Raw genomic sequence first — 23193 nt, 5'->3', positions numbered from 1 at the left:
ATGAAGGAATGGACGGAACTGGCCGCTCTGAAGAAGGCGTTTCCGAATCCGCCTGCGGCCTACCGCTCGATGCCCTTCTGGTCATGGAATGACGAGCTGCGCGAAGAAGAGCTGGTCCGGCAGATTGAGGATATGAACGAGCAGGGGATGGGCGGATTTTTCATGCATTCGCGCGACGGGCTCGAAACGCCGTATATGGGAGAACAATGGATGGAAGCCGTTAAGGCTTCCGTCGCCCGCGCGGAGTCGCTTGGCATGCACGCCTGGCTCTATGACGAGGACCGTTGGCCGTCGGGATCGGCCGGGGGCACGGTACCTGCCCGAGGGGACGAGTACCGCGCCAAGGGGCTGACCGTCGAAGTGACGAGAGGCTCTTTCGAGCCGGGCGGATGCATGATCGCGCTGTTCAAGGCCGTCATCGACGGGATGAGGCTTCAGCGCTGCGAGCGGCTGCCGCTCCATGAGACTCCCGTACTGGGGGACAACGAGACGCTGCTTGTTTTCCGGATCGAGGTATCGGCCGGTAGCGAATGGTTTAACGGCGAGGCGCCGCCCGACAGTATGAACGAGGAGACGGTCGCACGGTTTATCGAATCGACCTATGAGCGCTATAAGGATGAGGTCGGCGAGCAGTTCGGGAAAGCGATCCGCGGGATATTCACCGACGAGCCGAGCGTGCATGACAGACATTGCCGGTTTACGGCCGGCCGGGGCTGGCTGCCGTGGACGTACACGTTTCAGCCATATTTTCTGAAGCAAAGGGGTTATGACATAACCGGACTGCTGCCATATTTATATTTCGACGGCGAGCATTCGTCGGCTGCGCGGCATGATTACTGGCGCACCGTTACCGAGAAATACAGCGAGGCGTATTCCAAACAGCTTGGCGACTGGTGCGAGCGCAACCGTCTTGAATTTACCGGGCATTATTTGTGGGAGAGCGCGCTCGGCGTAGCTACGCGGGTCGGCGGAGCGATTATGCCGCATTACCGCTACCAGCATGTGCCGGGCATCGATATGCTCTGCGAGCAGACGGACGAGTACATGACCGTCAAGCAGTGTACCAGCGTGGCGAATCAATACGGGCGCCGGTTCGTCATCTCCGAGATGTACGGCTGCGCCGGATGGGAGTTTACCTTTGAAGGGCAAAAATGGATGGGAGACTGGCAGTACGCGCTCGGCGTCAACCTGCGCTCGCAGCATCTTGCCCAGTACTCGATCCGGGGCTGCCGCAAGAGAGATTACCCGCCGTTTTTCAATTACCAGACGAGCTGGTGGAAATATAACCGGATTGTGGAGGATTACTTCGCCCGGCTCGGAATGATCTTGACGGAAGGCAAGCCGATCCGGGACATTCTGGTGCTTCATCCGGCCACGACCGCATGGTCGATGCTCGGCACGAATCCTTACGGCAGTCCATCCCGGGGGAAGGACCGGGATATTCCGGCCATCGACGAATACGGCTATGCGTTTAACGATCTGCTGCGGCATTTTGCCCGTTCCCACTACGATTTCGATCTCGGGGACGAGACGATCATGGCCGAAGCGGGAGCGGTACATGGCGGGAAGCTGCATGTGAATCAGGCGGCCTATAAGCTTGTCGTCCTTCCGCCGATCCGCACGATGCTGCGCAGCACGTACGAGCTGCTGCTCGGTTATTTGGACGCCGGAGGCAAGATCATCGCGATGACGCCCGGAGCTGCGATGATCGAGGGACGGTCGTCGGCGGAGGCGGCCAAGCTGTACGAGCATTCCGGCGTCACGATCGTAAGCGGCAAGGAGGAGGCGGTCCGCGCGCTGGAGCGGCATATGCCGCGGCCGGTCAGCCTCCGCAGCGCGTACGGGGCGGAAGCGCCGGAGCTGCTGTACATGCTGAAGGAAACCGACTCGTACTACTCGTTGTTCGTCGTTAATAACGACCGCGATCGGGCCGTCGACGTTATCGTCTCTACCGCGCTGACCGGCCGCGTAGAACGGTGGGACGCGCTGAACGGCCGGATTCATGAAGTGGCGGTATCGCTTGCGGACGGAGAAATGCGTTTCGACGCTCATTTTGGACCGGCGGATTCGATGCTGTACATCATCTATAAGGAGAAGCCGCCTGCGGAAGCTTGGGTCGGTGGAGCGGATGCGGGAGGGGCGCTGCCGTCTTCCGGGCTTGCCGTTGCGACCCGCCAAGCGGGTGCGGCGCTGGAACAAGCCTTTGGGCCCGCCTTCGGCTTCACGCGGACGATGCCTAACGTGTTGACGCTCGATACATGCCGGTTCCGGCTCGGCGATACCGATTGGTCTGCGGAGGAAGCGGACGTTTGGGCCGCGCAGCGGCAAATTCGCGAAGTGCTCGGGATGCGGCCGGTTCATCACAACGGCATGACGCAGCGGTACAAATGGATTCACGAGCCGCATCCGAATGACGGCGCGCCGGCTGCCTTTCTCTTGAACTTCGAGGTCGCCGATGTGCCGGCTGCTGGCGTCGATCTGGTTATTGAGGGCGCCCGGCATTACCGGATTTTTCTTAACGGTATGGAGGTTTCCAACTCACCGACCGGCTGGTTCGTCGACCGCTCGATGGACCGCGTGCCTCTCGGCGTGCTCGTCCGGGGAATGAACGAGCTGGAGCTGCGCTGTTTGTACCGTCAGGCGCTGGAGGTCGAAGATGTCTATTTGATCGGTGACTTTGCGGTGAGTCCGGACCGGCGCATCGTGAAGGAGCCGTTAACGCTTCATGCCGGAGACTGGTGTCTCCAAGGCTATTATCACTATAACGGCAGCATCGTCTATCATGCCGATTACGAGCATCAGCCGGCGGCACAGCGCAGATTCGTACTGGAGCTGGGGGATTGCTCGGCCGTGATCGCGGAAATTCGCGTCAACGGGCGTACAGCCGGGCATATCCCTTGGAAATCCGCGGACGGCGTCGATGTGACCTCCTACTTGCTCCCAGGCTCGAACCGACTGGAAATCGAGGTCATGGGCAGTCCGAGAAATATGTTCGGGCCGTTCCATCAAGCGTTGGGAGGCACGCCGACGACGAGCTGCGAATCGTTCCGCAAGGAAGGCAAAGACCGTACGCCGCAGTATCTTGTGCACCCGTACGGCTTGTTCGGGCAGATCAAGCTGTGGTCCGTACCTGCGCGATGACCGGCGGCGCTGTTTAGTGCGCTTTTAGAAGCGTGGCGAACAAGCGAGCGGAAACTTCTATCAAGCGCAGTCCACGACGAAATCATCACCTTGTTGGAACCGGCGAAAAAACAGATAGAGCAAGCGAGGGCAATCTGGAGAAATGAAGCGTTTGCCTTTGTCCCCGATTTCAACAGCGATCGGAAGCAACGGACACAGCGGCCGTTATATTAGTCCTATCGGCCATTTTGGATTTTTAACGGACACAGATGCAGCTATTGGTTGGCAAAGCCTTCATAGAAAGCCATTCGGAGCTATGTAAGCGCCATGACGTCCGTTACGTTTCAAATACGTCTGTTTGCGACGAATTTAGCTCCCCGGTGTCCGTTAAACTTAGAAACGATTCGATGCTCGGCAGCCGCAGGCCAATCGTTTTTCACCATACTTTTAGACAAGAAATGAACAAAGGGGGAAAACCGATGCAGGGACATATATCCGATGGAGTATGGCCGACGATGGTCACTCCGTTTACCGACGATAATGAGATCGACTACGAGGCGTTGGAGAAGCTGATTGAATGGTATATCGCGAAAGGGGTTGACGGGCTGTTCGCCGTATGTCAATCGAGCGAAATGTTTTATTTGCGTCTGGAAGAGCGGGTGAAGCTCGCCTCCTTCGTGAAGGCCAAGGCGGCGGGCCGTGTGCCCGTAATCGCCTCCGGCCATATCGCCGATTCTCCGGAAGAGCAGCTGGAGGAGCTGCGGGCTATGGCGGCGACGGGGATCGACGCCTTGGTGTTGATTACGAATCGGCTGGCACGGCAGGATGAGCCTGACGATGTATGGCTGGCTAATCTTGAGAAGCTGCTGGCCGGGCTGCCGGACTCGGTACCGCTCGGCTTCTACGAATGCCCGTATCCGTACAAACGGCTTATATCGCCGGAGCTGCTCAAGCGGTGCGCGGAAACCGGACGTTTCCGGTTTCTCAAGGACACCAGCTGCGATGTCGGCAATATGCGAGCCAAGCTGGAGGCTGTAAGGGGGACGGGTTTGCGCATTTATAATGCCAACTCCGCCACGCTGCTGGAGACGATCAAGCTGGGCATGACGGGGTATAGCGGGGTTATGGCCAATTTTCATCCGGAGCTGTACGTACGGCTAATGAAGCAAGCGTCTGCCGAGCCGGAGGAAGCGGAGCTGCTGGCAAGCTTTCTCAGCATGGCGTCGCTGATCGAGAAGCAGCTGTACCCGGTTAACGCCAAATATTATTTGATGCTGGAAGGCGTCCTGTCCAATTTCGAGTGCCGTTCCAAAAGCGCCGGGGAGTTTACCGCGACCCATAAGCTGGAGGTCGAGCAGCTGCGCCGCCTCACCCGGTATATGACCGAACAATTAGGAGGAAAGCGAGTATGAGCATGAACCCGACAATCAACCGTTTGCAAGGAGACATGCCGAAGATCGGCATTCGCCCGGTCATCGACGGCCGCCGGGGCGGTATCCGGGAGTCGCTGGAGGAGCCGACGATGAACATGGCTATCGCTTGCGCGAAGCTGTTAAGCGATAACTTGCGGCACTCGAACGGCCTGCCGGTCGAATGCGTCATTGCGGATACGACGATCGGCGGCGTGGCGGAAGCGGCCCGGGCGGCGGAGAAGTTCCGCAAGCAGGGCGTCGGGCTGACCATTACGGTAACCCCGTCCTGGTGCTACCCGCTGGAGACGATGGATACGGACCCGCACATGCCCAAAGCGATCTGGGGCTTTAACGGAACGGAGCGCCCGGGAGCGGTCTATCTGGCGGCGGCGCTGGCTGCGCATAATCAGAAGGGACTGCCCGCATTCGGTATTTACGGCAGAGACGTGCAGGATATCGGGGACGGCTCGATCCCCCGGGATGTACAGGCGAAGCTGCTTCAGTTCGCCAAGGCGGGACTCGCCGCAGCTACTATGCGGGGCAAATCCTATCTTGCGCTCGGTACCGTATCGATGGGGATAGCGGGCTGCATTGCCGATGAGACGTTTTTCCAAAACTATTTGGGCATGCGCAACGAATATGTAGATATGAGCGAGTTCGTTCGCCGTATCGAGCGCGGTATCTACGACCGGGACGAATACGAGCGGGCTTTGGCCTGGACCCGGGAGAACTGCCGTATCGGGGCCGATCCGAACCCGCCCGGGTTCATCCGTTCCGAGGAGCAGAAGGCGCAGGATTGGGAGACGATGGTCAAAATGGCTCTGATCGCCCGCGATTTGATGGTCGGCAATGCCAAGCTGGCCGAGCTGGGCTACGAGGAGGAAGCCATGGGGCATAACGCCATTGCGGCGGGCTTTCAGGGACAGCGGGCGTGGACGGACCATTTTCCGAACGGCGATTTCATGGAAGCGATGCTGACCAGCTCGTTCGACTGGAACGGTATTCGCGAGCCGTACATGCTCGCTACCGAGAACGATAACTTGAACGCCGTTACGATGCTCTTCGGCCATCTGCTGACGAACCGCGCGCAAATTTTTGCCGACGTGCGGACGTATTGGAGTCCTGAGGCGGTGCGGCGCGTGACGGGACAAGACTTGACCGGTAGGGCCGCGGAGGGCGTCATTCATTTGATCAATTCGGGGGCGGCGGCACTGGACGGAACCGGCCGGCAGACCGAAGACGGACAACCGGTCATGAAGCCGTTCTGGGACATCACGGAGTCTGAAGTCCGGGATTGCCTGGAGGCGACGCAATGGCGCCCTGCCGTCGACTTTTTCCGCGGCGGCGGGTTCTCGACGGACTTTACGACTCGCGGCGGTATGCCGCTGACGATGGCGCGGATCAATCTGATCCGAGGAGTAGGTCCGGTATTGCAGCTGGCTGAAGGGTACTCTGTAGAGCTGCCGGAGGATGTTCACGATACGCTCGATCAGCGCTCTAACCCGACATGGCCGACAACCTGGTTCGTACCGAACTTGACTGGGGAGGGTGCATTCCGGGATGTATACTCGGTGATGAGCCATTGGGGCTCTAATCATGCCTCCGTCAGCTACGGTCACGTAGGCGCCGAGCTGATTACGCTGGCCGCCATGCTGCGCATTCCGGTCAGTATGCATAACGTGGACCCGGAACGCCTGTTCCGTCCGAGCTATTGGAGCGCCTTCGGAGCGGATGATCCGCAAGGCGCGGATTACAGAGCTTGCGCGGCATTGGGGCCGCTCTACGGTTAAGGCGGAAGGAGAATTTCGGCGATGGAGAAACGGTATGCGATAGGCATCGATTACGGAACGGAATCGGGAAGGGCATTGCTGGTCGACGTGAGCACGGGGGAAGAAGCGGCTTCTCACGTAACGCCGTATCCTCACGGCGTGATCGACGAGCGCCTGCCGGATTCCGGCAAGCTGCTGGAGCCCGATTGGGCTCTCCAGCATCCGGATGATTATATGGAAGTGTTAAGGAGATCGGTACCGGAGGTTTTGCGCCTCTCCGGCATCGATCCCGCGCAGGTGATCGGCGTAGGCATCGCCTTTACCGCAAGCACGGTGCTGCCGGTGGATAGCTCCGGCGCGCCCTTATGCTTTCAGGAGGCGCTGCGGGACGAGCCCCATGCCTACGTCAAGCTGTGGAAGCATCATGCCGCTCAGGAAGAAGCGAGCCGGATCAACGAGACTGCCCGGCGTTTAGGCGAGACGTTCCTGCGCCGGTACGGCGGCAAAAGCTCCTCGGAGTGGATGGCGGCTAAAGCCTGGCAGGTTCTCAACGAAGCTCCGTCCGTATACGGGATGGCGGACCGGTTTATCGAGGCGGCCGATTGGATCGTGGAGCGGCTGACGGGTAATCCGGTACGAAGCGGGTGCGCCGCCGGATACAAGGCTTTCTGGCATAAGCGGGAAGGCTATCCGGCGCGGTCCTTCTTCCGGGCGCTGGACCCCCGGCTGGAGCGCTTCGCGGAGACCAAGCTGCGGGGCGAGGTGCTTCCCCTCGGCTCCAAAGCCGGAGAGCTGACGGAGCAGGCTGCTGCGATAACGGGGCTGCGCCCGGGAACCGCGGTTGCCGTCGGCATTATCGACGCGCATGCGGGAGCCGTCGGCGCGGGGGCCGTGCGGCCGGGGCAGATGGTTATGGCGATGGGGACATCCTTATGCCATATGCTGCTTGGCGATAAAGAAGTGTGCGTGGAAGGGCTGTGCGGCGTCATCGAAGACGGCATCATCCCGGGGCTGTACGGCTATGAAGCGGGGCAGCCGGCCGTCGGCGATCTGTTCGGCTGGTTTGTGGAGCAAGCTGCGCCGTCTTACGCCAAGCATGCCGCGGCGAGCGAAGGGTTGACCCTTCATGGCTGGCTGGAGAGGCGGGCTGCAGAGCTGCGGCCGGGTCAGCACGGGCTGCTGGCACTCGACTGGTGGAACGGCAATCGTACGGTGCTCGTCGACGCCGATTTAAGCGGCCTGATCGTCGGATTGACCTTGCAAACGAGGCCGGAGGAGATCTATCGGGCGCTTCTGGAGGCGACCGCTTTCGGCACGCGCAAAATTATCGAGACCTTCGAGACGTCCGGCATGGAGGTGAAGGAGCTTATTGCCTGCGGCGGGTTGCCGCAGCGCAACCGGCTGCTGATGCAGATTTATGCGGATGTGATGAGGCGCGAAATCCGGATTGCCGATTCGACAGAGACGCCTGCGCTCGGAGCGGCGATGTTCGGCGCTGTAGCCGCCGGTCCCGCGAGGGGAGGCTGCGCGGGCATAACCGAAGCTGCGGAGCGCATGACCCGGCTGCGGGAAGAAAGCTACCGGCCGGTGGAAGAGCACAGCGACGTGTATGACGAGCTGTATTCGGAGTATAACCGGCTTCATGAGCTGCTTGGCAGAGGCGGAAACGACGTAATGAAGACGTTAAAGCGGATGAAGCGGCGCCTGGATCGGGTAAACGATTGAAAAGGCTCCTCTGCAATAGGCGAGGCCGTTGTAGCATTTGCATGCTGCGCGGCCTTTTGTCGTTGTATGAACGATTTGAATCGATTGATCGCGTGACGTAAATGGGAAAATAGGGATTCTCTTTCACTCCATTAATTTGTTAAAATGGGTAAAGAAGGGCTGGAATAGTTTTTTTCGTTGACTATCCTTGGTATGTAGGCAAATCCGTCGAATAGCGGAGGCGGGCGTAAAATGAAAAAGTTCCTCATGCGGCAAGCAGAGGAACTTTTATTGTGCATTAATCCGCGATAATGATCTCCACTCCTTCAAGCTCGTCGAGAAACTCGCGATCGGCTCCGGGATCGGTAATAATCGTATCGATTTGCGACGTTTCCGCGAAGGAAGCGATCGATCTGCGGTTAAGCTTGGAATGATCGAGCAGGGCGACGACCTTGCTTACGTTCGATATCATCGTCTTTTTGAGCTCCGCTTCATAAATGCTGAAATCGGAGAGCCCGGCAGTGACCGTAAAGCCGTGGGCGGAAGTAAAGAAGACATCCGCATGAATTTGCCCGAGCAGCCCTTTTCCGAGCAGTCCCTCCAAAGAGCTTGAGCCGGGTCTTAACACGCCTCCGACGACAATGACGCTGATATGAGGATTGCGCGTCAGCTCCTGAGCGGTGGCAAGTCCGTTGGTAATGACGGTCAAATAATCGTAGTGCACCAGATGCCGGGCAAGCTCAAGCGACGTCGAGCTGGCGTCGAGAATAAGGCACTGTCCGTTTTGTACGAGCTTCGCCGCAGCTTTGCCGATCATTTTCTTCTCCTCTTGATTGGTCAAGCTGCGCGATTGAAACGTATACTCCGGCGTATGCGGTTTGGGCAGCACGGCTCCTCCGTGCGTTCGCTCCAGCAAGCCGTCTTCCTCCAATATTTTCAGGTCGTTCCGCAAGGTGCCTTCGGAAACGCCGAGCTCCAGCGAAACGTCCTTGACCAGCAGTTGCTTGTGTTCGTTCAAAATTTGCATAATTCGATTGCGGCGTTCGGGTGCTAACATCTTCGCATCTCCCATATTAACGATTTATTGAAATTATATCAAATGAAAAATCATCATACAACAATTATATATAGAAAACATCTGAAAACAAAAATCAATTTATATAACGTTGGCAAAGTGAATTGCGTCCCTGAAGCTCGGGGCGTTTGCAAATTCATGAAACAATTATCAACATTTACCGACAATAAAGGGGATGCCGCTGACGCGAAGCGTGAGCCGAAATTGCAATGATAGGTTCATAGGAATATAGGTAAATGAAAGCAAACAACATCAAATGATAAAAAACGTTGACAAAACATAAGGTAAATGCAAAAATAAATATAGATCATTTCCAAATTATTGATGATTATACTCAATCCATTTTATAGAGGAGGATTTCCTATGAACAATGTCAGCGTTCCGGAGAAAATGAAAGCGGTTGTCGCTTACGCCCCGGGCGATTACCGTCTGGAGACGGTTCCCGTGCCCAAGGCAGGTCCGGGGGAAATGGTAATCAAGGTGGAAGCATGCGGCATATGCGCCGGAGATATTAAGGCGTTTCAAGGGGCGCCGAGCTTCTGGGGGGATGAGACGCAGCCCGCTTATATTAAAGCGCCGATGATTCCGGGGCATGAATTTATCGGTTTCGTCGTTGAACTCGGCGAAGGAGTCGATGGCTATGCCGTCGGCGACCGGGTTATCTCCGAGCAAATCGTTCCCTGCTGGAAATGCCGTTTCTGCAACCGGGGACAGTATTGGATGTGCGAGAAGCATGATTTGTACGGGTTCCAAAATAATGTAAACGGTGCCATGGCGGAATATATGAAATTTACCAAAGAAGCGATCAATTACAAGGTGCCGGATGATTTGCCGCTGGAGAAGGCGATTCTGATCGAGCCGTACGCCTGCTCGCTGCACGCGGTGCAACGGGCGCAGATCCAGTTAGGCGATACGGTCGTTATCTCCGGAGCCGGGACGCTCGGGCTCGGCATGGTCGGAGCGGCCAAACAATCCGGCGCCGGAACGCTCATCGTGCTCGACTTGTTCGAGGAACGGCTGAAGCTGGCTAAGCAGTTCGGCGCGGATATCGTGCTGAATCCGAATGAAGTCGACGTAGTGAAGGAGATCAAGCAGATGACCGAAGGCTACGGCTGCGACATTTATATCGAAGCGACGGGCCATCCCAAGTCGGTGGAGCAAGGGCTTGCCATGATCCGCAAGCTGGGCCGTTTTGTGGAATTCAGCGTGTTCAAGGACCCGGTTACGGTAGACTGGAGCATTATCAGCGACAGAAAAGAACTGGACGTTCTCGGCTCTCATCTTGGCCCTTACTGCTATCCGCTTGTCATCGATGGAATCAAGAGCGGCATATTCCCGACGGAAGGCGTAGTTACCCATAAGCTTCCGCTTGAGCAGTATATGGAAGGCTTCGAGCTGATGAAAAAGGGAGCGCAATCGCTCAAGATCGTCCTTATCCCATAACATAAGCGAAGGGGTTGTTCACCATGAAAATTGCGATTGGAGCCGATGAGGCCGGATACGACATGAAAGAAATGATTAAAACCTATCTTGAGGAGCGCAAGGTGGACTATGTCGATTTCGGTCCGTCTGACGGCACGCAGCCGATCGATTATCCGGATGTCGGATTTGCCGTCGCCGAAGAAATTGCTCAAGGTCGATTCGACCGGGGCATTCTGATATGCGGCACAGGCATCGGCATGACGATCACCGCGGATAAGGTTCCCGGTATTAGGGCGGCGCTCTGTCATGATACGTATTCGGCGGAGCGGGCGATGCGCAGCAACAACGCGCAGGTGCTGACTATGGGAGCGAGAGTGATCGGGCCGGAGCTGGCCAAACATATTGTACGCGCATGGCTCGAAGCCGAATTCGACGGAGGCAGCTCCGGCAGGAAGGTACAGAAGATTATGGACGGGGAGCAGAGACTGTTTGCCGCGGGCGGCGGGCGCAAGGAAAACTACTCCTGCTCATCCCCTTTGGTCATAGAAAGGAGCGAAGAAGCGTGAAGAAGCTGATGAATGAACCGAATGCGGTTGTAGATGAAATGATCGAGGGCTACGCCGCGGCATATGCCCGGCATGTTAAGGTGCTGCCGCAAAACAAGCGGGCGGTCGTATGCGCCGGAGGGGCGCGTCCCGGCAAGGTCGGCGTCGTGATCGGCGGCGGGTCCGGCCACGAACCGGCGTTCATGGGGCTGATCGGGCGCGGGTTTGCCGACGGCGCACCGGTAGGCAACGTGTTCGCTTCGCCGCCGCCGGCGCCGATACTGGAAGTCACCCGCGCCGTAAACGGCGGCGCGGGCGTGATCTACATGTACGGCAACTACGCCGGCGACTGCATGAACTTTGACATGGCGGCCGAGCTTGCGGCCATGGAACATATCCGCGTCGAGACGGTGCTCGTAACCGACGATGTGGCTTCGGCGCCGCCGTCGCAAGCCCATCGCCGCCGCGGGATCGCCGGAGGCTTCCTCGTGTTCAAGGCGGCGGGAGCGGCAGCGGAGCGCGGATACGGCCTCGAGGACGTCGTGCGAGTCGCTCGCAAGACGAACGATGCCATCCGCACGATGGGCGTAGCGCTGACGCCGTGCGCCGTGCCGCAGACGGGCAAGCCGAGCTTCGTGCTCGGCGAAGACGAGATGGAGATCGGGCTCGGCATTCACGGCGAGCCCGGCGTGGAACGCGGCAAGCTGCGGACCGCGGACGAAGTCGCGGACGCGCTGCTGGAGCGGATTCTCGCCGATATGCCGGTGGAGTCGGGCGACCGGGTCGCCGTACTCATCAACGGTCTCGGCTCGACGCCGCAAATGGAGCTGTTCATCGTATACCGGCGCGTAGCGCAGAGGCTTGCCGAGCTGGGGGCGCATATTCACCGCTCCTTCGTAGGGGAATATGTCACTTCGCTGGAGATGGGCGGATGCTCCGTCTCGGTATTGAAGCTCGACGACGAGCTCGCGGAGCTGGTTGATGACCCGGCGGATACGCCGATGTATGCGCAGCATAGAGAAGGAAAGGAAGGGTGAAGCGGTGGTGGAGATAACGATTCGCGAGTGGAAAGGTCTCTTTACGCATATTGCGGAGCGGATAGAGGAGACGAAGGAAGAGCTGTCGGAGCTGGACCGCGCCGTAGGGGACGGAGATCACGGCGTGACGATGTCGCTCGGGTGGCAGGCGATCGCAGGGGTGATCGGGACGTACGAAGGGACCGATTGCGGCGCGCTGTGCCAACAGATGGCGATGACGTTTTTGAATGCGGTCGGCTCCTCGGTCGGCCCGCTGTATGCGACGGCGTTTTTGCGGGGCGGCGCCGTGCTGCAGGGGAAGGAAGTGCTGACTGAAGACGATATCGCACAATTTTGGCTGACGGCGGTGCGGGGCATTCAGGAGCGCGGGAAGGCGCAGCTGGGCGACAAGACGATGATGGATGCGTGGCTGCCGGCGATGGATGCGCTGGAGCAAGCGAGAGCCGCAGGCAAGGGGCTGTCCGACTGCTTGGAGGCTGCGGTTCGTGCCGGAGAAGAGGGGATGCGCTCGACGGCGGCGCTCGTATCGCAGCTGGGCCGCTCCAGCCGGCTCGGAGAGCGGTCGGCCGGCCATATCGATCCCGGAGCGGCTTCGGCCTGCCATATTCTCGCCGCCTTCGCCGAGCAGTGGAAGCGCGCGGTGACGGAAGGGGCCGGCGCATGAATCATCTCGCGCTCGATTTTTTGCGGGTGACTCAGTCGGCGGCTCTTGCCGCCAAGCCGTGGATCGGAAGAGGCTGCAAGCATGAAGCCGACGATGCGGCAACGACGGCGATGCGCGGAGTGCTGCAGCGGATGGAAATGGACGGCGTCGTCGTCATAGGCGAAGGCGAGCTGGACGAAGCGCCGATGCTGTACATCGGGGAACGTCTCGGCACCGGCAGGGGGCCGCGGGTCGATATTGCGGTCGATCCGCTCGAAGGCACGACGCTTGTCGCCTCCGGCCAAGATAATTCGACGGCCGTGATCGCCGCGGCGCCGCGCGGTACGCTGCTGCATGCCCCCGATATGTATATGGAGAAGCTGGCCGTCGGGCCCAAGGCCAAAGGCGCCGCTAGCTTGGAGCGACCGCTCGTCGATAACGTGGCCGCAGTGGCGGCAGCGCTGCACAAAGATATTTCCGACGTCACGGTGATGATGCAGTACCGGGATCGGCATCAAGCGGCGATTGACATGGTTCGCCGGACCGGGGCGAGGGTGCGGCTGTTCGACGACGGAGACGTAACATGCGCGATTTCGGTCGCGGTCGAAGAAACGGGCGTCGACCTGTTTTACGGCATAGGCGGAGCTCCGGAGGGCGTCATTTCGGCAGTCGCGTTGAAGGGGCTGGGCGGCGAAATGCAGGCGAGGCTGCTGCCGGGAACCGAGGCGGAATACGAACGGTGCCGCTCGATGGGAATAGCCGATCCCCATAAGCTGCTGACGCTGCATGATCTCGTCTCTTCGGACGACTGCGTGTTCGCGGCTACGGGAATTACGACAGGACTGCTGCTGGCGGGCATTTCCAAGGATGCGGGTCATGCGGAGATAACGCATTCCCTGATCGTTTGCGGCGGGCAGGCGGGAACTCATTTCATCCGCTCCGTCCATGAGCGGGAGGAACAAGTATGAACAACATACGATTGATCGTGAGCGATCTTGACGGTACGTTGCTATCCGAGGATCATTCCTTGACCGAACCGGTCAAGGAGGCGGTTCGCAGGTTCAGGGCGAACGGAGGGATGTTCACCATCGCGACGGGACGCTTCGGGCTCGCCGCCCAAAAAATCGTCGAGGAGCTGGATATCGACATCCCGTTTATTTTGTGCAATGGCAGCGTAATTGCCGACCGCAGCCGGGTTTGGTCGGCTTCGACGCTGGAGCTGCGGGAGCTGACGCCTTTTTTGCTGGCGGCGGAGCGGTCGGGCGTTACGGTGATGCTGTTTGAGGAAGCGGGAGTTTCGGTGCTCAGCCGGACGGCCGCCGTCGAGCAATTCGAGATAAAAGAGGGAATTCGCTGCGTCGTCGTCGATCCAAGCGAAGAAGGATGGCAGGGCAAGCCGCTGCAAAAGATTTTGCTCATCGGCGATATGAGGCGCATCCGAGAGCTGTGGGAACTGCATCTTCCGAGCTTCAACCGAAGCTATGCTACGATTCAGTCGGAGGACGATTATTTTGAAGTTATTCCTCCGAACCAGAGCAAAGGCTCTGCGTTGAAAAAGCTGGCTGAGCTGCTGCAAGTAACGCCCGCCGAGGTGCTCGGCATAGGCAATCAGCTGAACGATATGGATATGATAGAGTACGCCGGCGTAGGGGCGGCCGTAGCCAACAGCCATCCCGAGCTGAAAGCGAAGGCTTCGTTTGTATGCAGCCGCAGCTATGGAGACGGCGTTGTCGAGGCGATGGAGGCGCTTGGCCTGTTAAGCCCGGTTTCGGAGACGGAGGAGGATATAAGATGAAAGTAAGAGGCATCGCTCATCGGGGATACCCCGTGCGGTATCCGGAAAATACGCTGGTTTCGTTTCAAGCCGCATGCGATCTGTCGTATTCGCATCTGGAGCTGGACGTGCAGCTGAGCAAGGACGGAGTTCCCGTCGTCATTCACGACACTTCCGTCGACAGGATGACGGACGGCTCGGGACGTGTTCAAGATTTGACGTTAGCGGAGCTGAAGCAGCTGACGGTCGGGGGAAGCGAACGTATTCCGACCTTGGAGGAAGCGCTTGAGTTGCTGAACGGCCGTTTGATCGTCGATATTGAATTGAAGCAGATGGGGGATCTTTACCCGGGATTGGAAGAAGCCGTTATTCAGACGGTGAAGAAAAAAGGAATGCAGGAGCAAGTATTTCTGACATCCTTCGATCATTACTCGCTTGCCAGGGTGAGGGAGCTTGACGACCGAATCGATATCGGGCTCATTAATCAGGGAGCCTCTCCGGCGTTCTTTCCTTGGGCCCGGGAAATGAAATGCGGCTACATGTCCATTTATTATCCATATATGACGGAGGAGTTCATTCGCCGCTGCGAGCGGGAGCATATTCAGCTTATCTCTTGGACGGTCGATAAGGAAAGCGATATGAAGAAGCTGGCCGCCTATCCTTCGCTGCTTATTTGCACGAACGAATTGGAGTTGTGGGCAGCGGTCGCGGGCTAAAGCATCGAGCCGGCAGCGGTGAAGCGGCGCCGGACCCAAGCCCCCGGCTCAATGATTATCCGAATTACTTGGGAAGAGGAACGCATAAACCCGCGCAAAAAGGCTGCCGTCAGGCGCCTCTTGCGCGGGTTTTCTTGTTGTTTAGGAAATGATGCGCAGCAATTTCCTGGGGATATCCGGGGGCTCCCCCGAAAGTAATGTCTAACCATAGAACGATCCTAGCTGAATGGTTAGACGCCGATCCAGCTGAAGCTGGATGCGGACGGAATAAGCTTCAGAGCATCACGTCACTACCCTGGAAATTACTCTTGGTACCCCATTTCCATTGTCTGTGGTGCCGCGTAGCGGCATGGATGGCTTTTGGGGGATTTGTTCTGTTCGTCTGCCGTGCCGGTGAGCTCTGCGGACCGTTACAGTCTGGCGGCGCGGATAGCTTCGGCCAGTCTGGCCGCTCCGACGGGAATATCGCTTAATCCTGGCCGGGAATAGGACAGCCTGACATAGCCCGACTCGGAGCCGTACACGCTTCCGGGGACGAACAGGATGCTGCGTTTGATCCCTTCCTCCAGCAGCCGCGAATCGCTGATCGGCTGCCGTATTTTACACCATAAATTGAGGCCGCCTTCAGGTCGGCGGCAAGAAATCTCTTCGGGCAGGAGCTGCCGGAGCGATTCCAGCAGCAAATCGCGTCTTGCCTTCAGTGCCTGACGCAGCTCATGCAGATGCTGCGGGAAATGCTCCGATTGCAGAAACGCATTGGCGATCCATTGCGGGAAGATGCTCAGTCCGAAATCCATCTGCAGCCTGGCGTCCGTCAAGCGGCTGACGATTTCCTGGGGAGCGATCAGCCAACCGATGCGAAAGCCCGAAGCGGCGATCTTGGACAAGCTTCCGATGTAGAGCACCGTCCCATCCGTATCCAGCGATTTAAGCGGCAGCGGCAGCGGCATGTCGCCGCAGGCGGTCAAGCTGAACGGATCATCCTCCACGATCGGTACGCCGAGCTCTGCGGCCAGCTCCAGCATTCGCTTCCTGCGCGCCGGAAGCAGCACGCTGCCGGTCGGGTTCTGAAAGTTCGGATTGAGAAAAATCATCTTCAGCTTATGCTTGCGGTGCAGGGCGACGACATCCTCGGGCCGCGCGCCGCCCTCGTCGACAGGCAGTCTGAACAAGCGAAGGCCCGCCGATTGGAACATCGGCAGCGAATAGGCGTACGAAGGGTCCTCGATAGCGACGGCGTCGCCCGGGCTGAGCAGGCATTGCGTGATGAGATATAGCGACTGCTGCGAGCCCGAAGTGATGAAGACGGACGCTTCGGTGGCCTGAATCTGATGATACCGCTGCAGGTAGGCGGTCAGCGTTTCCCGCAAGGGCAAATACCCTTGCGGATCGTGATAGCCCAGATGATCCGTGAACGGCTGCTCCTTCATCAGCTTCCGTACCGCATCGTTGGGGAACAAATCCGCAGCGAGCTCTCCGCTTGAGAAATCGATTAGCGGCGTTTCCGACCGCTTCGCCTCGCGCAAGCGGCGGATGAACGGCAAATTGGGCATGAACGTGCCGCCTTCCGCGTACTGCCGCCAATTGGGCGGCGTATGCTTGGGGGCGATGCCCCATTTATAACGGCTCACCCGTCGGCCGCTTCCCGGGATGCTTTCGATTAAGCCGGATGCCCGCAATTCTTCATAAGCTTGAATGACCGTGCTCCGGTTGACCTCCCACTGCTGGGCCAGCTTTCGCTCGGAGGGCAGGGCGGAGCCGGGAGGCAATTCGCCGAATGCGATTCTGCGCTCGATATGCTCGGCTATTTGCTGGTAGATGGGCTTATCGCCCGAGCGATCCGGCCTCCACATGGTCTGCTTCCTCCCGAGGAGCGAATTTATTAGCTGAAAGCCCACAAGACGTAAGCAAGGTAACCGCCTACAATAGCGATAATGTAATAAACGGCCAGCCTCAGAAAAATTTTGCCTGTGCTTTTGTCGTAATTGGGATTGCCTTCTCGGTTTTTCTGCGAAACGCCGATGACTATGGTAGCCGTCAATCCGAACATTGCGACGATAAATATAAGAATGTACAAAACCGTCAGATTCATACAATCACCTTCTATATGGAATGGATTATGGATGGGTTATCCGGTTTTATTGTAACGTAATTGCGCCAATAAGTAACCATCCAATTGGATGGATCAATAGCCAGCCAGTTGGACACAATCTGTTCAAGTTTTCCTGCGGGCCGCATGGATGGGGAATATTTCGAAGAACGGGGATATACCTTTCCGTTACGTCATCGTTTACAATACTAGATGGAGGGGAACGGATGAAAATCAATGAGCTTGCACGGCGCCTCGATGTGACGCCGAGAGCGATTCGCTTCTATGAAGAGAAGGGGCTGCTTCATCCGGTCTACGGAGAGAACGGCTACCGTTATTATACCGAGGAAGACGCGTGGAGATTGCAGGCTATCGCCGCCTTCCGCGAGCTCGGCTTCAGCGTCGGAGGCATTGCCAAGCTGCTGCAGTATGCGGATCGGGGCGATCAAGAGAGCTTCCGTCATTATTTGGAGCTGCAGCGGGCCGTCTTAGTATCGCAGTGGGTCGAGTGGAAGCATGTGCTTGCCGCGATGGACAAGCTGATCGGCAAGAGCGCGGAGCGCAGGCCGCTTGCCTTGGACGATCTGTTCGGGCTGGCTGCAAGCATGAAACGGCTAAAATCGACCCGCTCGTCCTGGGAGGATCGTTGGGATTACGACGGCCTGGCGGAGCAATTCGACCGCAGCGGCGGTGAACAAAGCGCGAGCCCGGTCGGTTTCATGGCGTCCGCCGCCGATTATGAGCGGGCTCTCAGCTTTACCGGGCAGTGGCTCGCGCCGCGTCCGGGAGAAGCCGGACTTGATATCGGGGCCGGGACAGGAACTTTGGCCGGCCGGCTGCAGCAGGCGGGGGCGAGGATGTCCGCCGTCGAGCAATCGCGCCAAATGCTGGTTCGCTGCCGCAACAACTATCCGGATGTACAGGCCAAGCTGGGCAATTTCTTGGCGCTGCCGTTTCTGGAAGCCGAGTTTGATTTTGCAGCAACGCATTTTGCTTTTCACCATCTGAACGAAGAACAGCAAACGCTGGCTTTGGAGGAGATGGACCGGGTGCTGAAGCCGCACGGAAGAATCGTCATCACCGCCTTGATGTTCGAGCATAAAGAGGCGCAGGAGGCGAGGATGAACGAATTGCGGCTGGCGGGGCGGCAGGAGCTGCTGACCGGCCTGTCGCAGCGCTTTCCCGCCGATCGCTCCAAAATCATCGGCTGGTTTCGCAGACATGACTATATTACCGTGCAGCAGCAGTTGAACGATTGGGTTCATATGGTTTACGCCGTGCGCAAGCATTGAAAGAAGCGCGAGCGGGCGTTTTTTCCGTTCGTTATCATTTGACAGACAGCGACAGATAACCCGGAGGCAGGCAAAAAAAATTATCATTTTAGTATAAATTAGTTTGTTTTTCTATTAGAAATGTACAATTTCATTAAAAGTTAGCATATTTATGCAGGGTAATATCTGCATTTGTCGAAAAGATAGAATAATAGAAACACTCACGCGACAGATCCGCGAGACGGCCCTTCACAAGGCTTCCCGACAACTATGCCGCAGAAGACGAGCAGGATTCGGAGCGGATCGGAGAAACCGCGCGTGTTTTCGTACTGTAAACGGTTAATCGCTACATAAGGAAAGGTGATAAATATGAAACACAAGATCGCCCTGGTAACAGGAGGCGTTCGAGGGATCGGCGAGGCCATCGGCAAAGAGCTGGCACGCTGCGGTTATATTGCTTATGCGGCGAGCCGCCGCGCGAGCGAAGGATATCGCGAAGGAAACTGGATTCATCTTCCGATGGATCTGCGCAAGGAAGGAAGCGTCGAGGAGGCGTTCGACCTGATCGCCCGAGAGCACGGAGCTTTGGACGTTCTGGTCAATAACGCGGCGGTTATGATCAACGGCCCGTTCGAGCAATTTCAGCCGAAGGCCTGGGAGGATACGTTCGAAACCAACGTGTACGGCCCCATCCAATGCATGAAGCGGGCGTTTCCTTTAATGAAAGAAAACGGCGGAAGAATCATCAATATTTCTTCGATTATGACGGAGAAGCCGCTGCCGCAATCCGCTCTTTATACCGCTTCCAAGCATGCGCTGAACGGTATGGGCGAGGCGCTGGCCGAGGAATGGCATCCGCACCGGATTTTCCTGACCAAGCTGTGTCTTGGGGCCACGTACACCGATCTATGGGCCGAGGCGGAAGGCTTCACTCAAGACGATATGCTGCATGTGGAGGATGCTGCCCGGGCGGCCGCCTTTATCGCGCAGACGCCGCTGCATGTCCGGATAGACGAGATAACGATGACGCCTCCCAAAGGAGTTATTTAAATCGCCGCTCGTCTGACTGCCAAATACAATCGAATTTCAAAAGTGGGAGCTGAATTCATGATTTATTTAAGCAGGAAAATTCATTTTTCCGCTGCTCATGTGTATCATGTCGACGCATGGAGCGAAGAGGAGAATAAAAGAGTGTTCGGATTGTGCAGCAACCCGCACGGGCACGGCCATGACTACGTACTGGAGATTATGGTGCGCGGCGAGCTCGATCCTTTATCGGGAATCGTCGTCAACATTACGGATATCGACCGGGTAGCCAAGGGCTTGATCGAAGAGGAGCTGGACGGCAAATTTCTCGACCGGGAGCACCCGTATTTCCGGGAGCGTATCCCGACGACCGAAAATATCGTTCAATACTTATGGGATGCTTTGAGCGGCAAATTTCCGGATTGTGAGCTGTACAAACTCATTTTGCGTGAAAATCATTATTTACATTCGGAAAAGGAGCTGGATTCCATGGTTCGTTTGACCAGAAAATATCATTTCAGCGCGGCGCATCGTTTGCATAGTCATTTGCTCAGCGATGAGGAAAATAAACGGATTTTCGGCAAGTGCAACAATCCGAACGGACACGGGCATAACTACTATTTGGACGTAACCGTTCAGGGCGAGCCGGACCCTGTCACGGGGATGATTATGAACTTGGCTGATCTTGACGCGATCGTCGACGAGCTTGTCATCAAGAAATTCGACCATAAGCATTTGAATCTCGATACGGAAGAGTTTAAAGAGTTGAATCCGACATCCGACGTGGTCGTCATGGTCATTTGCCAGATGCTGGCCGCACGGATTCCCAAATTGTATAAAGTGGGTCTGTGGGAAACCGAGAAAAACTACTTTGAATACTTCGCGTGACATCTATGATCTACGACTCGGTTTAAGTTGGAGGGATTCGATTGCCTCTTCGAAAAAAATTAGCGATTACCTTTATGCTCGTCGTCACTCTGATTATGGGATTGTACAATTTTTTGAATTATTATTTCTCGAGGGATTTGCTGATCAAAGACCAGGAGAAGCAGATGGATCTTTTGGCCAAACAAATCGGCATTTCCATTGAGCAATCCCAGTTCGGAGCCCAATATGTCGAAGATCTGATAGGCAACAAGCTGCGCGTTGCGGCGATCGCCGCCCGGAATGCGCTGAATCCCGACATTGCGAACGTAACCAATGAAGAGCTCGCCCGGCTGTCCGAGGAGCTGGGCATCTCGCATATTACTCTCATGCAAGAGGTAGGCGACGACATCGTAGGGGTTAAATCGTCCGATCCCAAAGAGATCAATATGAGCACGAAGGATTGGGACTATTGGTTCGTAGCCTTCAAGCAGCTGCTGACGGATAAAAATACGAACGTATCTCAAGGATTGAAGCTGCCGAATTTTTGGTCGGGACCGGTCAATATCTCGTATACGGACCCCGATCATGTGGATAAATGGGGGTATTACTTCGACGGTACGACAAACTACATTATTAATCCCTACATCCGGGATACGCAGATTTTGAAGTTCCAGCAAATTTTGGGGCCGCAATCGATCCTGGAGAAGATTCTCAACAATAATAAAAGCGTTTTGGAAATTACCGGATTTAATCCGAAGACATTCGGAGAGCCGCCGGTCTACTCGGAAGCGAACGGGCAAAAGTATATCGATCTGGTCAACCGCGACATCCAGTTCGGGCAGTACGAATATAAGGAGCCGGATGACGTAAGCAACGTCAAGAAATCGTTCCAATCCGGCAAAATTCTCAGTGTCGTAGCCGAATCGAACGGCAAAAAGGTGCTGAAGAGCTTCATCCCGATCTCATCGGCTAATCCTTACATTATCGGAATTGTTACCGACTATCAGATGATTCAGGATATATTAAACGAGCAGTTTTTAAACAATACGGTCATTTCGATTATCGTGCTGCTGTTCGTGCTGGGCATCAGTTTTCTGCTTGCCAATTATATCGCGAGGCCGGTAAATCATATTTTGTACAAGGTCAATGAAATCGCGGAAGGCAACTTCGGCGCCAAAATTTCGATCAACCGCAGCGACGAGCTCGGGCTGTTGTCCAAGCGGGTCAATACGATGTCAATGAATCTCGACGCGTACACCCGAGAGCTCAAGGATAAGAACGAGGAGATTGAATTTCGCGCCAATTACGATTTCCTTACCGGGCTCCCGAACATCCGGCTGTTCAACGAGCGGTTCCAGGGAACGTTGGAGTCGGTGAAGAAGGATGGCACCTCTATCGCGGTTCTTTTTTTGGACTTGGACCGGTTCAAATGGATTAACGATACGTTCGGTCACTCCAGCGGAGATTATCTGCTCAAAGAGGTCGCCAGACGCATCGCCGATTTGTCGGCGGAAGACGAGGTAGGTTCGCGGATCGGCGGAGACGAGTTTGTCCTGCTGCTGCCCGGCTATACCCGCGAGATGACGGAGCAGAAGGCGGAGCAAATTCTTCAGCTGCTGTCGCAGCCCGTCCTCTACGAAGGGCAGGAGCTGTCGGTCACGCCGAGCATCGGCATCAGCATGTTCCCGGCCGACGGCGGGGACATCGATTCGCTGATCAAAAATGCGGATATCGCCATGTACCGCGCCAAGGAACAGGGACGGAACAACTATCAATTCTATGCGCTGGAAATGAAAAATAAATTTCTGCGGCGAGCCGTGCTTGAGAAGGGGATGCGCAAAGCGCTGGAACGCAATGAATTCAGGCTGCACTACCAGCCGCAGATCGATCTGCAGACCGGGCATATTGTCGGGGTCGAAGCGCTTATCCGCTGGATTCATCCGGAGGAAGGCATGATCTCGCCGATCGAATTTATTCCTTTGGCGGAGGAGACCGGCTTGATCGCTCCGATCGGCGAATGGATTTTGGAGACGGCATGCAGTCAAATTATGCAGTGGCAGGGTAAAGGATTTCCGCTAATGCGGGTTTCCGTCAATCTCTCGGCGCGGCAAATTCAGCAGCAAAATCTCGTCGGCTACGTCGGAACGGTGCTCGAACGAACGGGACTCGATCCTAAGCTGCTGGAGCTCGAAATCACCGAGAGCATTGCGATGTATAACGAGGATTACGTGATCAACAAGCTGAACTCGCTCAAGCGGCTGGGCTTGCAAATTGCGATCGACGATTTCGGAACCGGGTATTCGTCTTTGAATTATTTGAATAAATTCCCTATCGATACGCTTAAGATCGACAAGTCGTTTATTAATCAAATCACCGACGCGTCCGATCATAATGAAATCATTACGACGATCATAGCGATGGCGCGCAACCTCAAGCTGAAAGTCATTGCCGAAGGCGTGGAGACGGTCGAGCAGCTGCATTATTTGCAAAATCAAAAATGCAATGAAGCGCAGGGTTATTTCTTCAGCAAGCCGTTATCCGTTGAAGATTTCGAATTGTTATTCCGGCAAATCGCCAGCGCGGCTGCCGGCAAAGTCGAAAGCTAGACCGCTATCAATCCGCCTTAAGCGGACCGGGCGGGCTTGCAGTACGTAAGGTTATCGAAACCCTTTGGGCCGGAAGGTCGGCGAGGGGGACGGTAACCTTTTTCTTTTACCGAGTCC

At 56.6% G+C, this 23193-nt stretch carries 18 protein-coding genes; 15 read left to right on the top strand and 3 right to left on the bottom strand.

Going from position 1 to position 23193, the window contains the following annotated elements; translation table 11 throughout:
- The 4 genes from SK3146_RS14380 to SK3146_RS14365 all read left to right on the top strand — a co-directional run bounded on the left by SK3146_RS14380 (position 1) and on the right by SK3146_RS14365 (position 8026).
- Positions 1-3141, top strand: coding sequence for a glycosyl hydrolase (locus tag SK3146_RS14380; RefSeq protein WP_249865673.1), 3141 nt, complete (start codon positions 1-3; stop codon positions 3139-3141).
- A gap of 458 nt (positions 3142-3599) precedes the next feature.
- Positions 3600-4532, top strand: a complete 933-nt coding sequence (locus SK3146_RS14375; RefSeq protein WP_249865672.1) for a dihydrodipicolinate synthase family protein — start codon at positions 3600-3602, stop codon at positions 4530-4532.
- A gap of 2 nt (positions 4533-4534) precedes the next feature.
- Positions 4535-6322 carry an L-fucose isomerase gene (locus SK3146_RS14370; RefSeq protein ID WP_434006900.1) on the top strand — a complete coding sequence of 596 codons (1788 nt, stop codon included), beginning with the start codon at positions 4535-4537 and terminating at the stop codon, positions 6320-6322.
- A gap of 21 nt (positions 6323-6343) precedes the next feature.
- A complete protein-coding gene (locus SK3146_RS14365) occupies positions 6344-8026 on the top strand; it encodes a ribulokinase (protein ID WP_249865670.1) in 1683 nt (560 codons plus the stop codon).
- A 277-nt stretch (positions 8027-8303) separates the two neighbouring features.
- On the opposite strand, the gene SK3146_RS14360 is transcribed toward SK3146_RS14365, so the two are convergent.
- Positions 8304-9062, bottom strand: coding sequence for a DeoR/GlpR family DNA-binding transcription regulator (locus SK3146_RS14360; protein WP_249865669.1), 759 nt, complete (start codon positions 9060-9062; stop codon positions 8304-8306).
- A 381-nt stretch (positions 9063-9443) separates the two neighbouring features.
- Here SK3146_RS14360 and SK3146_RS14355 point away from each other — a divergent pair, with 381 nt between their 5' ends.
- From SK3146_RS14355 to SK3146_RS14325, 7 genes are read left to right on the top strand one after another with little or no spacing between them, the layout of a single operon-like run.
- Positions 9444-10523: an MDR/zinc-dependent alcohol dehydrogenase-like family protein gene (locus tag SK3146_RS14355; protein WP_249865668.1), complete on the top strand. Its 1080-nt coding sequence runs from the start codon at positions 9444-9446 to the stop codon at positions 10521-10523.
- A gap of 23 nt (positions 10524-10546) precedes the next feature.
- A complete protein-coding gene (rpiB, locus tag SK3146_RS14350) occupies positions 10547-11068 on the top strand; it encodes a ribose 5-phosphate isomerase B (RefSeq protein WP_249865667.1) in 522 nt (173 codons plus the stop codon).
- A complete protein-coding gene (locus SK3146_RS14345) occupies positions 11065-12084 on the top strand; it encodes a dihydroxyacetone kinase subunit DhaK (RefSeq protein ID WP_249865666.1) in 1020 nt (339 codons plus the stop codon). The genes rpiB and SK3146_RS14345 overlap by 4 nt, the downstream gene beginning before the upstream one ends.
- Positions 12053-12748, top strand: coding sequence for a dihydroxyacetone kinase subunit DhaL (gene dhaL / locus SK3146_RS14340; RefSeq protein ID WP_349655208.1), 696 nt, complete (start codon positions 12053-12055; stop codon positions 12746-12748). The genes SK3146_RS14345 and dhaL overlap by 32 nt, the downstream gene beginning before the upstream one ends.
- Positions 12745-13695 carry a class II fructose-bisphosphatase gene (gene glpX, locus SK3146_RS14335; protein ID WP_249865665.1) on the top strand — a complete coding sequence of 317 codons (951 nt, stop codon included), beginning with the start codon at positions 12745-12747 and terminating at the stop codon, positions 13693-13695. Before dhaL ends, glpX begins: the two co-directional genes overlap by 4 nt.
- Positions 13692-14522, top strand: a complete 831-nt coding sequence (locus SK3146_RS14330; RefSeq protein WP_249865664.1) for an HAD family hydrolase — start codon at positions 13692-13694, stop codon at positions 14520-14522. Before glpX ends, SK3146_RS14330 begins: the two co-directional genes overlap by 4 nt.
- On the top strand, positions 14519-15217 hold the full coding sequence (locus tag SK3146_RS14325) for a glycerophosphodiester phosphodiesterase (protein WP_249865663.1): 699 nt from the start codon (positions 14519-14521) through the stop codon (positions 15215-15217). The genes SK3146_RS14330 and SK3146_RS14325 overlap by 4 nt, the downstream gene beginning before the upstream one ends.
- A 410-nt stretch (positions 15218-15627) precedes the next feature.
- On the opposite strand, the gene SK3146_RS14320 is transcribed toward SK3146_RS14325, so the two are convergent.
- Entirely contained in the window at positions 15628-17070 is a 1443-nt protein-coding gene (locus SK3146_RS14320) for a MocR-like pyridoxine biosynthesis transcription factor PdxR (RefSeq protein WP_249865662.1), read from the bottom strand.
- Between the two features lie 29 nt (positions 17071-17099).
- Entirely contained in the window at positions 17100-17309 is a 210-nt protein-coding gene (locus SK3146_RS14315; protein WP_249865661.1) for a hypothetical protein, read from the bottom strand.
- 224 nt (positions 17310-17533) lie between these two features.
- Between SK3146_RS14315 and SK3146_RS14310 the strand changes: the two genes are divergently transcribed.
- From SK3146_RS14310 to SK3146_RS14295, 4 genes are all read left to right on the top strand, one after another.
- On the top strand, positions 17534-18598 hold the full coding sequence (locus tag SK3146_RS14310) for a MerR family transcriptional regulator (RefSeq protein ID WP_249865660.1): 1065 nt from the start codon (positions 17534-17536) through the stop codon (positions 18596-18598).
- A gap of 348 nt (positions 18599-18946) precedes the next feature.
- Complete coding sequence (locus SK3146_RS14305; RefSeq protein ID WP_249865659.1) at positions 18947-19627, top strand: SDR family NAD(P)-dependent oxidoreductase; 681 nt, start codon at positions 18947-18949, stop codon at positions 19625-19627.
- A 57-nt stretch (positions 19628-19684) separates the two neighbouring features.
- Positions 19685-20491, top strand: coding sequence for a 6-carboxytetrahydropterin synthase (locus SK3146_RS14300; RefSeq protein WP_249865658.1), 807 nt, complete (start codon positions 19685-19687; stop codon positions 20489-20491).
- A gap of 41 nt (positions 20492-20532) precedes the next feature.
- Entirely contained in the window at positions 20533-23076 is a 2544-nt protein-coding gene (locus SK3146_RS14295) for an EAL domain-containing protein (RefSeq protein ID WP_249865657.1), read from the top strand.
- Positions 23077-23193: the final 117 nt, after the last annotated feature.

Source organism: Paenibacillus konkukensis, from assembly GCF_023523925.1.
GTDB lineage: Bacteria > Bacillota > Bacilli > Paenibacillales > NBRC-103111 > Paenibacillus_S > Paenibacillus_S doosanensis.
This window is presented reverse-complemented; position numbering and strand designations above follow the sequence as displayed.